At 40.4% G+C, this 12,809-nt stretch carries 18 protein-coding genes and 2 pseudogenes; 14 read left to right on the plus strand and 6 right to left on the minus strand.

What is annotated here, in order from left to right; translation table 11 throughout:
* Window positions 1–85 precede the first annotated feature (85 nt).
* From nifE to V7K30_RS31870, 10 genes are all read left to right on the plus strand, one after another.
* A complete protein-coding gene (gene nifE / locus V7K30_RS31825) occupies window positions 86–1,465 on the plus strand; it encodes a nitrogenase iron-molybdenum cofactor biosynthesis protein NifE (protein ID WP_335006272.1) in 1,380 nt (459 codons plus the stop codon).
* 157 nt (window positions 1,466–1,622) lie between these two features.
* Entirely contained in the window at window positions 1,623–2,960 is a 1,338-nt protein-coding gene (gene nifN, locus V7K30_RS31830) for a nitrogenase iron-molybdenum cofactor biosynthesis protein NifN (protein ID WP_335006238.1), read from the plus strand.
* A gap of 230 nt (window positions 2,961–3,190) precedes the next feature.
* Complete coding sequence (gene nifX, locus V7K30_RS31835) at window positions 3,191–3,604, plus strand: nitrogen fixation protein NifX (protein ID WP_335006240.1); 414 nt, start codon at window positions 3,191–3,193, stop codon at window positions 3,602–3,604.
* The gene (locus V7K30_RS31840; RefSeq protein WP_335006242.1) at window positions 3,601–4,077 is read left to right on the plus strand and encodes a NifX-associated nitrogen fixation protein; all 477 of its coding nucleotides are present in this window, start codon (window positions 3,601–3,603) and stop codon (window positions 4,075–4,077) included. Before nifX ends, V7K30_RS31840 begins: the two co-directional genes overlap by 4 nt.
* 143 nt (window positions 4,078–4,220) lie before the next feature.
* Complete coding sequence (locus V7K30_RS31845) at window positions 4,221–4,421, plus strand: CCE_0567 family metalloprotein (protein ID WP_335006273.1); 201 nt, start codon at window positions 4,221–4,223, stop codon at window positions 4,419–4,421.
* The gene (gene nifW, locus V7K30_RS31850) at window positions 4,418–4,735 is read left to right on the plus strand and encodes a nitrogenase-stabilizing/protective protein NifW (protein WP_334861745.1); all 318 of its coding nucleotides are present in this window, start codon (window positions 4,418–4,420) and stop codon (window positions 4,733–4,735) included. The genes V7K30_RS31845 and nifW overlap by 4 nt, the downstream gene beginning before the upstream one ends.
* Before the next feature lie 10 nt (window positions 4,736–4,745).
* Window positions 4,746–5,549: a HesA/MoeB/ThiF family protein gene (locus tag V7K30_RS31855; protein WP_335006244.1), complete on the plus strand. Its 804-nt coding sequence runs from the start codon at window positions 4,746–4,748 to the stop codon at window positions 5,547–5,549.
* 54 nt (window positions 5,550–5,603) lie between these two features.
* Window positions 5,604–5,978 (plus strand): iron-sulfur cluster assembly accessory protein, encoded by a 375-nt coding sequence (locus tag V7K30_RS31860; RefSeq protein ID WP_335006246.1) that lies wholly within the window; start codon window positions 5,604–5,606, stop codon window positions 5,976–5,978.
* Between the two features lie 265 nt (window positions 5,979–6,243).
* Window positions 6,244–6,543: a 2Fe-2S iron-sulfur cluster-binding protein gene (locus V7K30_RS31865; RefSeq protein ID WP_335006248.1), complete on the plus strand. Its 300-nt coding sequence runs from the start codon at window positions 6,244–6,246 to the stop codon at window positions 6,541–6,543.
* Between the two features lie 203 nt (window positions 6,544–6,746).
* Window positions 6,747–6,899 carry a FeoA domain-containing protein gene (locus tag V7K30_RS31870; RefSeq protein WP_335006249.1) on the plus strand — a complete coding sequence of 51 codons (153 nt, stop codon included), beginning with the start codon at window positions 6,747–6,749 and terminating at the stop codon, window positions 6,897–6,899.
* A 144-nt stretch (window positions 6,900–7,043) separates the two neighbouring features.
* On the opposite strand, the gene V7K30_RS31875 is transcribed toward V7K30_RS31870, so the two are convergent.
* The gene (locus V7K30_RS31875) at window positions 7,044–7,253 is read right to left on the minus strand and encodes a TOBE domain-containing protein (RefSeq protein WP_335006250.1); all 210 of its coding nucleotides are present in this window, start codon (window positions 7,251–7,253) and stop codon (window positions 7,044–7,046) included.
* A gap of 764 nt (window positions 7,254–8,017) precedes the next feature.
* Between V7K30_RS31875 and V7K30_RS31880 the strand changes: the two are divergent.
* The 3 genes and pseudogenes from V7K30_RS31880 to V7K30_RS31890 form a co-directional block, all read left to right on the plus strand.
* Window positions 8,018–8,239: pseudogene (locus V7K30_RS31880) on the plus strand (ankyrin repeat domain-containing protein); the annotation flags it as partial.
* Entirely contained in the window at window positions 8,202–9,488 is a 1,287-nt protein-coding gene (locus V7K30_RS31885) for a nitroreductase family protein (RefSeq protein WP_335006252.1), read from the plus strand. The pseudogene V7K30_RS31880 and the gene V7K30_RS31885, both read left to right, overlap by 38 nt.
* An 18-nt stretch (window positions 9,489–9,506) precedes the next feature.
* On the plus strand, window positions 9,507–9,881 hold the full coding sequence (locus V7K30_RS31890; RefSeq protein WP_335006254.1) for a hypothetical protein: 375 nt from the start codon (window positions 9,507–9,509) through the stop codon (window positions 9,879–9,881).
* A 47-nt stretch (window positions 9,882–9,928) separates the two neighbouring features.
* Here V7K30_RS31890 and V7K30_RS31895 read toward each other — a convergent pair whose 3' ends face one another.
* Window positions 9,929–10,402, minus strand: coding sequence for a hydrogenase maturation protease (locus tag V7K30_RS31895; protein ID WP_335006256.1), 474 nt, complete (start codon window positions 10,400–10,402; stop codon window positions 9,929–9,931).
* A gap of 102 nt (window positions 10,403–10,504) precedes the next feature.
* On the opposite strand from V7K30_RS31895, the gene V7K30_RS31900 reads away from it, so the two are divergent.
* A complete protein-coding gene (locus V7K30_RS31900) occupies window positions 10,505–10,987 on the plus strand; it encodes a hypothetical protein (RefSeq protein WP_335006258.1) in 483 nt (160 codons plus the stop codon).
* Between the two features lie 149 nt (window positions 10,988–11,136).
* Here the strand turns inward: V7K30_RS31900 and V7K30_RS31905 are convergent, their stop codons facing one another.
* The 4 genes and pseudogenes from V7K30_RS31905 to V7K30_RS31920 form a co-directional block, all read right to left on the minus strand.
* On the minus strand, window positions 11,137–11,496 hold the full coding sequence (locus tag V7K30_RS31905; protein ID WP_335006259.1) for a DUF5615 family PIN-like protein: 360 nt from the start codon (window positions 11,494–11,496) through the stop codon (window positions 11,137–11,139).
* 2 nt (window positions 11,497–11,498) lie between these two features.
* Window positions 11,499–11,723, minus strand: a complete 225-nt coding sequence (locus V7K30_RS31910; RefSeq protein ID WP_335006261.1) for a DUF433 domain-containing protein — start codon at window positions 11,721–11,723, stop codon at window positions 11,499–11,501.
* A gap of 302 nt (window positions 11,724–12,025) precedes the next feature.
* Window positions 12,026–12,448 carry a hypothetical protein gene (locus tag V7K30_RS31915; RefSeq protein WP_335006263.1) on the minus strand — a complete coding sequence of 141 codons (423 nt, stop codon included), beginning with the start codon at window positions 12,446–12,448 and terminating at the stop codon, window positions 12,026–12,028.
* Window positions 12,449–12,613: 165 nt separating this feature from the next.
* A pseudogene (locus tag V7K30_RS31920) lies at window positions 12,614–12,809 on the minus strand (hypothetical protein); the annotation flags it as partial.

Raw genomic sequence — 12,809 nt, forward strand, 5'->3', positions numbered from 1 at the left:
GGCATTGGTCATTAGTCATTGGTAACTGACGAATGACAAAAGACAAATGACTAATGACAAAGAACAATTCAGCACAAGAAGAGAGATGAAAATCACCCAAGGCAAAATCAACGAACTGCTCACTGAGACAGGATGCGAGCATAATCAGCACAAACAAACGGAAAAGAAAAACAAATCATGCGCTCAACAGGCACAACCTGGCGCGGCTCAAGGGGGCTGTGCCTTTGATGGTGCAATGATTGCTTTAGTGCCGATCGCAGATGCTGCTCATTTAGTCCACGGTCCTATAGCCTGTGCTGGTAATTCCTGGGGCAGTCGTGGTAGTCTCTCCTCTGGCCCTCAACTCTACAAAATGGGCTTTACCACTGACTTGGGTGAAAATGATGTCATCTTCGGTGGCGAAAAGAAACTCTACAAAGCGATTCTGGAACTGAAAGAGCGCTACCAACCAGCAGCTGTATTTGTCTACGCCACTTGTGTTACAGCCTTAATTGGCGATGATATCGATGCTGTCTGCAAAGCGGCATCTGAGAAAATTGGTACTCCTGTTATTCCCGTTATTGCTCCAGGATTCATTGGCAGTAAAAATCTGGGCAACCGTTTTGGCGGTGAAGCTTTATTGGAATATGTTGTCGGCACAGCAGAACCGGAACATACAACGCCCTATGATATTAACTTAATCGGTGAATACAACATCGCCGGGGAAATGTGGGGAGTAACACCACTGTTAGAAAAGTTAGGCATCCGTATTTTGTCTAAAATTACGGGCGATGCTCGCTACAATGAAATTCGCTACGCCCACCGCGCCAAGCTCAACGTCATGATCTGCTCACGAGCGCTGGTAAACATGGCGAGAAAGATGGAGGAGCGTTACAACATCCCCTACATTGAAGAGTCTTTCTACGGCATCGATGATATGAATCGCTGTCTACGAAATATCGCTGCTAAATTAGGTGACGCTGATTTACAGGAGCGGACAGAAAAGCTAATTGCAGAAGAAACGGCTGCTTTAGATTTGGCACTAGCTCCTTATCGCGCGCGACTCAAAGGTAAGCGAGTTGTTTTGTATACTGGGGGTGTCAAGAGTTGGTCAATTATCTCGGCTGCTAGGGACTTGGGCATTGAAGTTGTTGCTACTAGTACTCGCAAAAGTACTGAGGAAGATAAAGCCAAAATCAAGAAGTTGCTCGGCAACGATGGCATTATGTTGGAGAAGGGCAACGCTAAAGAATTGCTACAAGTGGTTAAAGACACTGGCGCAGATATGCTGATTGCTGGTGGACGTAACCAATACACCGCTTTGAAAGCTCGAATTCCTTTCCTGGATATTAACCAAGAACGCCACCATCCTTATGCAGGTTATGTGGGAATGATCGAGATGGCGCGGGAACTATACGAAGCCCTGTATAGCCCGATTTGGGAACAAATACGTAAACCCGCTCCTTGGGACGAGGAAGTAGTTTAATGGCGGCTGTACCCTCGTTCCCAGACTCAGGCTGGGAACGCATTCCTGAAGGCTCTGCCTTCTTTTTAAAGCAGATGAGGCAGAGCCTCACTGTCAGCATTCCCCGGCGGAGCCAGGGAACGAGAAAGTCCGCTCTGTGGAATGAGGAGGTATTCTAATGGCGATCGTTACCATTTCTAACAAAGCACTGACGGTTAATCCTCTCAAGCAAAGTCAAGCTTTGGGTGCAACCTTAGCCTTTTTGGGATTGAAAGGGACGATGCCCTTATTCCACGGTTCTCAAGGTTGTACTGCTTTCGCTAAAGTTGTCCTAGTGCGGCATTTCCGAGAAGCGATTCCCCTAGCTACCACAGCAATGACGGAAGTCACTACTATCTTGGGTGGTGAAGAGAATGTGGAGCAAGCAATTCTCACTCTGGTAGAAAAGGCTAATCCAGAAATTATTGGTTTATGTTCCACTGGATTAACGGAAACTAGAGGCGATGACATTGAGGGTTTTCTTAAGGCAATCCGCGATCGCCATCCCGAATTGAATGATTTAGCGATCGTTTTTGCGCCTACCCCAGATTTTAAAGGTGCGTTGGAAGATGGCTTTGCTGTTGCTGTGGAAAGCATAGTTAAGGAAATTCCTCAACCAGGTGGAATCATATCTGAACAAGTGACGATTTTGGCGGGTTCTGCTTTCACACCTGGGGATGTACAAGAAATCAAAGAGATAGTCACCTCCTTTGGACTAGTGCCGATCTTTGTACCTGACCTTGGCGCTTCTCTAGATGGACATTTAGAGGATAATTATAGTGCGGTTACAGTCAGTGGGACTACCTTAAAACAGCTACGAGAAGTAGGTAGTTCTGCTTTTACCCTGGCATTGGGTGAAAGTATGCGCGGTGCTGCAAAGATTCTGGAAGAACGCTTTGGCACACCTTATGAGGTGTTTGGCGAACTGACTGGATTAGAACCAGTAGATGAATTTATCCAAGCATTGGCAATTCTGAGTGGTAACAGCGTACCGGAAAAATATCGCCGCCAACGCCGTCAGTTGCAAGATGCGATGTTGGACACTCACTTTTACTTCGGTGCAAAACGAGTTTCCCTAGCGCTAGAACCAGATTTGCTGTGGTCAATAGTGCATTTCCTGCAATCGATGGGAGCGCAAATTCATGCGGCGGTAACAACCACGCGATCGCACCTTTTAGAAAAGCTCCCGGTTAAAAGCGTTACAATCGGCGACTTGGAAGACTTTGAGAGTTTAGCAGACGGTTCTGATTTGTTGATTGGTAACTCGAATGTTGGTGCGATCGCAAAACGGCTTTCGATTCCTCTTTATCGTCTGGGACTGCCCATTTATGACCGCTTAGGTAATGGTCAATTTACCAAAGTTGGCTATCGAGGCACGATGGAACTTGTGTTTGGCATCGGCAACCTGTTTTTAGAGCAAGAAGAAGCGAGAGTTAAGCAGTTCCAAGAGTTAGGAATTGTGAGCGCAGGGTTTTGAATTCTTCTTCAAGAATTCAAAACAGTTCAGTTAAAAGTCGATCCTCCCTAACCCTCCTTTTTAAGGAGGGAATTGAGCAAGCCTTAAAAAAGAGATAATTTAGCCATCTTTAAAAAACGAGGGAATTTAGCCCCCCTTTTTAAGGGGGGTTGGGGGGATCTTCCGAGGCTAAATATGACTAACTGAACCGTATTGCTTCAAAATTCAAAACTTTAGAGAGGAGAATTACGATGAAGATTGCCTTTACGACAAGTGACGGAGTTCATATTAATACTCACTTTGGAGGGTCAGAGCGAATTGATGTTTATGAAATTTCAGATGAAGGATATCAATTTGTAGAAAGTATCAAATTTAATTATGAAATCCAAGAAGAGAATAATGAGAGTAAACTCGCACCAAAAATTGAAGCATTAGCTGACTGCACAATTATTTATGTTGTGGCAATTGGTGGAAGTGCTGCGGCTCGTTTAATCAAGAAAGGTGTCACTCCAGTCAAGGCGCGATCGGAAGAAGAAGAAATTAGTGCAATGCTAGCCAAGCTAGTAAAAACCCTCAAAGGTAATCCTCCACCTTGGTTGCGTAAAGCTTTACAGCAAAAGCCCACAAAGTTTGCAGATGAAGTTGAAAATCAAGCAACAGTATGACCACAAATAATAGTGTTAACGGAACTACTACAACTGAAGTCTTGAACTCGCCTTTCCTTAAGGTATTAATTAAACAAATCCGTGGTCAAGACAGTTATGGAGTTTATCGGAGTTGGTCGGATGAGTTAATTCTCAAACCCTTTATTGTCACCAAACAAAAGAAACGGGAAATCTCCGTTGAGGGCGAAGTTGATCCGATAACTCAAGCTCGGATTATGGCATTTTTTCGAGCCGTAGCTGCTGGGATTGAACAAGAAACAGGTTTGATATCCCAGGTTGTAGTTGATTTGAGCCATGAAGGATTTGGTTGGGCGCTAGTTTTTTCTGGCCGTCTTTTGCTAAGTGTAAAAACTTTACGAGATGCTCAACGCTTTGGCTTTGACTCGTTAGATAAATTAGCAGAAGAGGGAGAAAACTACGTCAAAAAAGGCATTGATTTGGCAAAGCGCTTTCCTGAAGTTGGGAACCTTTAAAAATTTTAGATTTTGGATTTTGGATTAAATATTTAATCACTAGTCTCATCACTATTTGATTAAAAACAATATCATCCAATCCAAAATTTAAAATCTAAATTCCAAAATCCAATGTGGAGTTGCTGATTGTGCAAGCAGAAGAAATAAGTATTGAGGAACTACAAGGACAAATCAGGCGGCTTAACAGCAAAGCGGGTCAAATGAAAATGGATCTGCATGATTTAGCCGAAGGTCTGCCAACAGATTACACACAACTTATGGATGTTGCAGCCGCAACTTATGAAATCTATCGCCAGTTAGATGAACTTAAGCAACATCTGAAACAATTGGAGAATGCGAAATGACTGGAACAATTGATGAATTCAAGCAGCTCGTAGATGCGGAAGAATTTTTTAAATTCTTTAACCTGTCCTACGATCTAAAAGTTGTAAATGTAAATCGTCTACATATTCTGAAAAAGTTTTCTCAATACATCAAAGAAATTGATGATAATTCTCCTGACTTGAGTCAAGAAGAGAAATTAAATCAATATTCTTTAGCTTTGCAAAAAGCTTATCAGGTATTTATCGAATCAACACCCCACGAACAAAAGCTGTTCAAAGTGTTTAACGACAAGCCGAAAAATGTAGTCACACTGACAGAAATCACTTCTGATTAGGAGGTATAAATTGGTTAACCTAACGCCTACCGAATTAGAACGCTATCGTCGCCAAATGATGCTTCCGAATTTTGGCGAAACAGCACAGAAGCGCCTGAAGTCAGCGACAGTTCTGGTTACAGGTGTGGGGGGATTAGGCGGTACGGCGGCGCTTTACTTAGCAGTAGCGGGCGTTGGGCGGCTAATCTTAGTCCGGGGTGGTGACTTGCGGCTAGATGATATGAATCGTCAGGTTCTCATGACCGATGATTGGGTTGGTAAGCCAAGGGTATTCAAAGCTAAAGAAACTCTGGACGCGATTAATCCTGATGTCCAAGTGGAAACTGTTCATGATTACATCACCCCGGAAAATGTAGATTCGTTGGTGCAGTCTGCTGATATGGCTCTTGATTGCGCCCACAACTTTACAGAGCGCAATTTGTTAAATGAAGCCTGTGTGCGATCGCGTAAGCCAATGGTAGAAGCCGCAATGAACGGGATGGAAGCTTACCTGACGACGATTATTCCTGGTGTGACTCCTTGTTTGTCTTGTCTGTTTCCCGAAAAGCCTGATTGGGATCAGCGCGGCTTTTCAGTTCTAGGCGCTGTCTCTGGAACACTAGCTTGTTTGACGGCGCTGGAAGCTATCAAGCTGATCACCGGGTTTAGTCAGCCTCTATTGTCGCAATTGCTGACAATGGACCTGAATCGGATGGAATTTGCTAAACGCCGTTCTCACCGCGATCGCTCTTGTCCAGTATGCGGTAATAGTGCGCCTTGGAGACACGCGCCATCCAATTCGATGGAACCCACGGGTATTACCCAAAATAGTTGATTTTTGTCCCCACCTGAAATCAGAACAACTAATCGCGACAAATCAGGAGAACTGATGACCGTTACTTTATCAGAAAAAGCAGAATTTCATCTGCGGACATTGCTCGGAGGTTCCGCACCCGACGCTAATGGCGCAACTAAAGGTATCCGCATCTCTGTAAAAGATGGTGGTTGCAGTGGCCATGAATATGCAATGGATATCACCAGCAAGCCCCAACCAGATGATTTGGTAACCCAGCAAGGCAAAGTGCTGGTTTACGTTGATGCCAAAAGTGCGCCGTTATTAGAAGAAATTGTGGTTGACTTCGTTGAGGGAGTGGTGGAAAGCGGTTTTAAGTTCACCAACCCCAATGCAACTGATAAATGCGGTGGTTGTGGAAAGTCCCTCAAAGCAGGCGACAGTAAGGCTACTGGTGTACCTTGCAGCTAACATCATTTCGTTAGCCCTAAGTCTGATTGTAGACACTTCCCATAGACGCGGTAAGCGTTCGCAGAGCGTCTCGTAGAGAAGCCATGCCGCAGGCTTATCGCCCTGCCTTGAGGTCGCTTCTTGTTCGCGTTGCATCCCTGAAGCCTATGAGAAACTACGCTTTAGCTAGTTTCTCCCTAACAAGAAGGGAAGCAATGAATAGGATAGGTTGCTCAAAAACTTCGGAAATTAGACCATCAGTATAACGTTTGAGGAGAATCGGAAAATGGCTTCCTATCAAGTTAGATTAATCAACAAAAAAGAAGACCTCGACACCACAATTGAAGTTGATGAAGAGACTACCATTTTAGATGCAGCAGAAGAAAATGGTATTGAGTTGCCAGCCTCTTGTCAAGCAGGTTCTTGCTCTAGCTGTGTTGGCAAGGTTGTTGAAGGTGAAATTAATCAAGAAGATCAAAACTTCTTAGATGACGAGCAGATTTCTAAAGGATTCGCTCTACTTTGTGTCACTTATCCTCGTTCTAATTGCACAATTAAGACACATCAGGAACCCTATCTCGTCTAAACTATTACTTTGGTTGCTGTCTTTAGTAACTAAAGAAAAGATGAAGGATGAAGGATGAAAATATACTTCCTTCTTCCCTTCACAACTCCTAATTTATAATTCAAGTGTTTATCCGCTTTAGTGTGACTGGCTGTTCATTATAATTCTTGAGAAAGAGAGGGCGAGGAATCGTCACTTTCTGTAAAAGTCAGGATTAAACAATCTTGAAAAAACTGATATCAATGGGTATAATACCAGGAAATACTATCACTTTAGAACAAAACTTTCCCTTGTTACTTATTAAAATAGAAAATACATTTTTAGCACTAGATATAGAAAGTATTCGCGTTATTTATGTCAGCATTATTGATAATTAAATTTATTAACATTTATATAATATCCTCTTGACCTCACTCCTTTTATAATTAATCACAGGAGTGAGGTCAATCAATTTATAGATATGAATACAATTTGGTATTAGAGATAGAGCCGCTTGCAATAAAAGGCAACTTACCTATTTTTTAATCAATAGCAACTATCACATCTGATGATTTAATCACGGCAAAAGCCTGCTTACCTTCTACAAGTCCCAACTTTTCCGCTGATGATTTTGTGATTATTGACACTAACTCTACTCCTGGTGCCACTTCTAAGGTTATCTCAGTATTAACTGAACCATGTACAACTGTCTTTACAGTACCTTTGAGAGAATTGCGAGCGCTAATTTCCATTTTTTTGTCTGTATTTTAACTTCTACTTAAATAAGCTAGCAATCTTTTTTTAAAAAAGTAAGTTACTTGATATTTCTTAATAAATTCCAGAGATATTAAAGTATATCTTAGCGTCATATTTATGTTTGATTAAACGCCAGATTCAATGGAAACGTTACATCAAATTTGACTATTTTCAAGTATTGATAGTGAATAGGGTAAGCGTTTCACGTTTTAGATATCGCTAGTATTTAGTAACATCAACAACTGACTACTATAGTGCTTCTCGTTTATATGCAATACACTCTGACCTCACTTCCATTCCTCTCTTCTAAAAGAATAGAGGCTTTGAGGCTTACTCCCATTTCCTTGCAGGGAAGAGGCTGGGATTAGGTCTGTATTGAACTCAACTCAGAAGCGCTATAATCAATTTTTTTATTGAAACTAGGTAACTTAATTGCTAGTGACTATTTACCCAAAACTGTTATTAGTCTAAATTATGAAATAACATTGTAAAAAATACTGCATTTTCAGTGGATCTCAAGATTTTTTATTAGATATATCTGCGGCTCTTTATAAATGATTCATAATTAAAACTTCTCAAAGTGATAATATGTAACTAAGCTAAATTGTCGCTAGTCAACTTAGTACTTGACCAACCCAAAGTTGCTAGGTGAGGGTGGGTAGTCAGGAGTGGGGAAAGATTTTTTTGTTTTACCAAACTTTTGAATACCTAGCAAAATTGCTTTGGTAAACTCCTAGACTTCAGCTATTCGTATAGCATCAACATTAACATTGATAACCAAAATGATAACGGTGCAACTGTTTTAATGTATGCAGCATCAGCAGGTAAGACAGAAGTCGTTAAGTTACTTTTACAACATCATCCTAACTTAAATTTGAAAAACTTAGACGATTATAAAGCTATCGATTTTGCTAGTAACGTAGAAGTTTTAAGGATACTTAAAAATGCCACAAAATCAAATATCGGGCAAAGCCTATCATGAAGCTACTAAGCATTCTTACTTATCGGTACAAGTTGCTCCAAATTATGTAGATGCTTCAACACAGCCATCTCCATTTAAAGTTTATCCAAAATTTTATCGGAGAGTGAAATTAAATCTCAATAATCCTGTTCATTCTTTTATCTCGTTAACCAGTGCGATAACCCTGGAGAAAGTGTATAAAGATGGCCCTTATAAACTGCGAGTGAATCCATCAGCAGGCGCTCTGTACCCCACGGAAGTTTACGTACAGGTTCGCGGTATTGAGGGAATAGTAGATGGTATATATCATCTAGAAGTTGAGAATAATTGTCTAACACTCATCTATGAATTAATTGATGATGGGTTAGAGAGTTATATTATACCAGGTAAAAGTATCAACGGATTCATCTTTTTAATTAGTTGTGTTTATTATAGGTCTAGCTGGAAATATCAAAACAGGAGCATGAGATATTGCTTCTTAGATAGCGGACACCATTTAGGTGCGATCGCAGCTTCAGCTTTTCTCCACAACCGAGATATACAACTAATTTTTGACTTTGATAAACTTGCTCTCAATTTAGATTTGGGATTTGAGAATAAAGAGTTTATTACAGCTTGTGCGGTGTCAGGAGAAGTACAAGACAAGAAAATCAGACACTTAAGGCTGAAAGTTCCTTTTGTCTGCGGTACTGATTATTTTGAATCTAATCAATTTATTGAAGATGCCTATCAAGCAACTACTCTACAAAAGAGTCGTCAGCAGAAATTAGAGTATCCTCAATTTGATTTTGACAAGGATAAATTTTATCACACAGTTTGGGATAGACGTTCTATTAGACGTTTCCGGAAAGAGTCTATTTTTCAAGAAGATTATTTATATATAGTGCAGCAACTTGAGCAGTCAATACCGACAGAAAATTATGAGGAAATAGAAATTTACTCAGTAGTGCATCGAGTAGAGGGAATGACACCTGGCTTATATAAAGGTACGTATCTGGTTAAGACGGGTAATTTTAGTGAAAAGACAGGTTACTTATGTATTAATCAAGCTATTGCTAGAGATAGCGCTGTAACTTTATTTTTTGTGTCTGATTATTTAAATTATCAAACTGCTATGCAAATAGCTGGTTTTTTAGGACAGAGACTTTATTTAACTAGTAATTATTTGGGAATTCAGTGTAGCGGAATAGGTGCTTATTATGATGACGCAACCCAGGAATTATTAGAAACAAATAAAGATGTACTTTATGGAATGGTAATTGGAATATAAGTAGGAAGCTAAAGAGAGATGCCTAGAAAGACGTATTACTGTAATGGTGATGACTCACATCCTATGCAACCGACATCGGCAGATATTATACTGCGGCAACAACTAGAGTATTCTATTAGTAGATATTTTTATGATGCTTGCGATCGCACGATTCAAAATCTTCTATCTAATTGTCGGTGGTATGTCACAACCCATGCTAATGCTCTGACATTGGTAATTGAATGTCCCGATCAAGTTACTAACTGGCGTATTTTGCAAAAAATTGTGCCAATGGGGACATTACTCTACGGAATTGTTAGCAGTGCTAAAATCCGTGTTTGTCCGCCAGAAATTCAAGGCGTACCTTTTGAAATGAGGGTAGATGAACTTTCGGTTTATCGGGATTGGGCGTGATTCGATTTTGGATTTTGGATTTTGGATTTTAGATTTGGGATTGTTAACTAAAAGTTGATATTCTGTTTGATAAGTGCGGTTAGTTCTTCAAAAACCAAATCGGCAGAATGTTTGACAACGGGACTTAACTCCAGTCCAAAACCCAGATTTGCTGCCTCAATTAAATAAACTGTCACCTCTTGGGGAAAGTCATTTTTAAAGATTTTCCGTCCGGCGGCTAAAGCATTATCCCAGCGAAAATCGTGCAAGTTATAACTAGGTTCTGGCAAAGCTTCCAGTTCTTTTCCTGGAACTTTAAACACAGCACCAGGTTCAGAACCAGTTGAACTTGCATCAATAATCAGTAGTTGTTTACTACCTCTAGCTTGAAACATTACTTCCATCCCTGCGGTGCCACAGTCATAAACACGCACATTAGGATGAGGGTTTTCAGCTAGATATTTTTGTAAGCGTTGGGCGATGATTACACCTACTGCGTCGTCACTGCGATTTAGATTGCCGCAACCAATAATAGTTAGCATGGAATGAAATTTAATTGTTTAAGCTAATTTGTTAGATATCTGCCTGAATTGGGAATAATGTATTCAGCTTACAGATGTTTAAGATTTCAAGGACTGAAAATTATGGATTTTTGGGATGGAGTAAGGAAGGGAGCTTTTTGGGGATTGTGCTTAGGTATTGGTTTATGTATCATAGCAACTTTATTGGATTTATTCTCTAATGAGGCTGGAGTAACAGATCCAACTACAGTAGTTATTTATGTAATTTTGCTGGGAATCATAGGTACTGTTTTAGGCTGTACTGTTGCTCTAATTATTGAAGGTATAATAGGCTCTCTAAAATTTCTCAACTGGTTATTTATCTTGTTGGGAGGAAGTCTTTTAACCATCCTAACTGCTTTAATGGGTGGTATGGTTGGCTGGCTCAGTATTACACTTATTCCCATTCTGTTTTTTTTGCGCCAATATCTATCGGAGAAGTCACCTAAATGGATTGAAGAAGCTTTAAACAAAGCAATTGTAATGTTTCTATACAGTATAAGTTTGACTTTCCTAGTCTTTTGTTTCGAGAAAACTGGTATTACTTTACGTGGGCTGCCACTGTAAATTTGTCTATAGAGCGATCGCAATTTAACAATTAACGGGAATTAATTTTGTCGGTTGGGCCGAAGCATAAGACCCAACATCATTGTACATATTAGATTTACCTCACTAAAACTAACATACCTAACATACACTTAATACACTTTAGACTTTTACAAAGATACTTTTCTAAACCTGTGTCCATCTGGTTGTACAACTACAAATGCCCCTACCAATTCGACTTGCGAGTAAGTTTCTATAACTCGTACCAGTTCGTTATGAACTTTATTCACAGTTGTAGGTAGGATTCGGAGATAAATGACTCCAGATCCCATTGCTTTAACAAAAACAAGATTTCCGTAGTCTCTATCTCGCGTGATGAGAATACGGCTCTGTTCCTGTGCTATTTTAAGAATTTCTTCATCACTAGCTTGCGAAAGACCAATCTGAGCAACAAGAACTACGTCATGTCCGGCATCAACTAGAAATCTTGCTGTCACAGTATACACATCTTGATCCAGTAAGAATCTCATGCTCAAATAGATACTAGGCGAATATCTTCAGCTGCCACTAGCGCGATCGCGTATTGTAAGCAAGCACGAATATCCTCAATTTGTAGGTCTAGATAGTAGTCTCGGATAATTTCTTCAAATGAAAGTCCGTCATTGAGCAGTTCAAGAATGCTTTGTACAGTGATGCGTGTACCTGCGACACAAGGTTTACCGAAATGAATGTGAGAGTTAACTACGATTCTGTCCATATAACTATAAACTAATAATATGTTTCCTAAATTATAAAATAATAATTCGTGCTGCATCTATAAATGCAGTGAAGCATACTTTAAGGCTTAAGGTGATAGTAAAAGTATAATATTATTTTCTGGTGTCTATCATGGGATTATGAGCATCTGCTGAAACTAATATTTCAGAACGGGATGAAGATATCTTAAAAAACGAGATTGATCCTGTACGTGGTTGGGGTCTGCAAAATATAGGGTTACACCAGAGGCTTTGACTAATAATACAGACAAAGCCTCTGAATAAGTAAGTTATCAGCAGCAAACTAGAACTCTACACCATGTTTTTTGGCAATTTCAGTAAGTTTCTCAGACTGATGTTGTGATGCTTTAGTTAAGAGTTCTTCAGCCTCTTCTCTAGTACTTCCCTCTTTAGGGATTAAGTACTTGACATAAAGGGATACAAAATCGGCAGCGATCGCTAAACCGGATAGAGCATGTTTGTCAGCTTCCTTACCTGCGATCGCAGCTACCAAACCGGCTCTAATTGGGTCTGGTTTAATTTTCATGAACTGATCGACAAGTTTAGGAACGTAGTCTTCTGGTGGCAAATTATCTAACTTACTTCTATCTGGAGTAAAGTTACATTCTGCGGCTTTTGCCTGTTCTAAAACACACCATTCTATGTATTCTTGCAATCCTGCATCGGGAACGCGAGGGAGATATTCGTGTAGCGCTAAATCAGACACAAGCTTACCTTGTAAATTTCTGTTTTGTTGAAGTGAATTAAACCAAGCCTAACGCACTGTTTCTATCAGTTTTAGTGTGTTACGCTACGAGTTTTGAATAAAGTGGGCATGGGGCATTGGACTTCCTGTGAAGCAAAAATCTTAGTTGCTTTAACACTGAGAGTGTCAACAGGTTAAAAGAGTTGGTGGGGCGATCGCCGAAATAGTAAATGGAGTCGCCGAAGTAGCAAATGCGATCGCCGAAGTAGCAAATGCGAACTCCGAAGTAGCAAATGCGAACTCCGAAGTAGCAAATGCGAACTCCGATATAGCAAATGCGAACTCCGATATAGCAAATGCGAACTCCGATATAGCAAATGCG

The sequence above is a fragment of the Nostoc sp. genome (genome assembly GCF_036917655.1).
Classification (GTDB): Bacteria; Cyanobacteriota; Cyanobacteriia; order Cyanobacteriales; family Nostocaceae; genus Nostoc.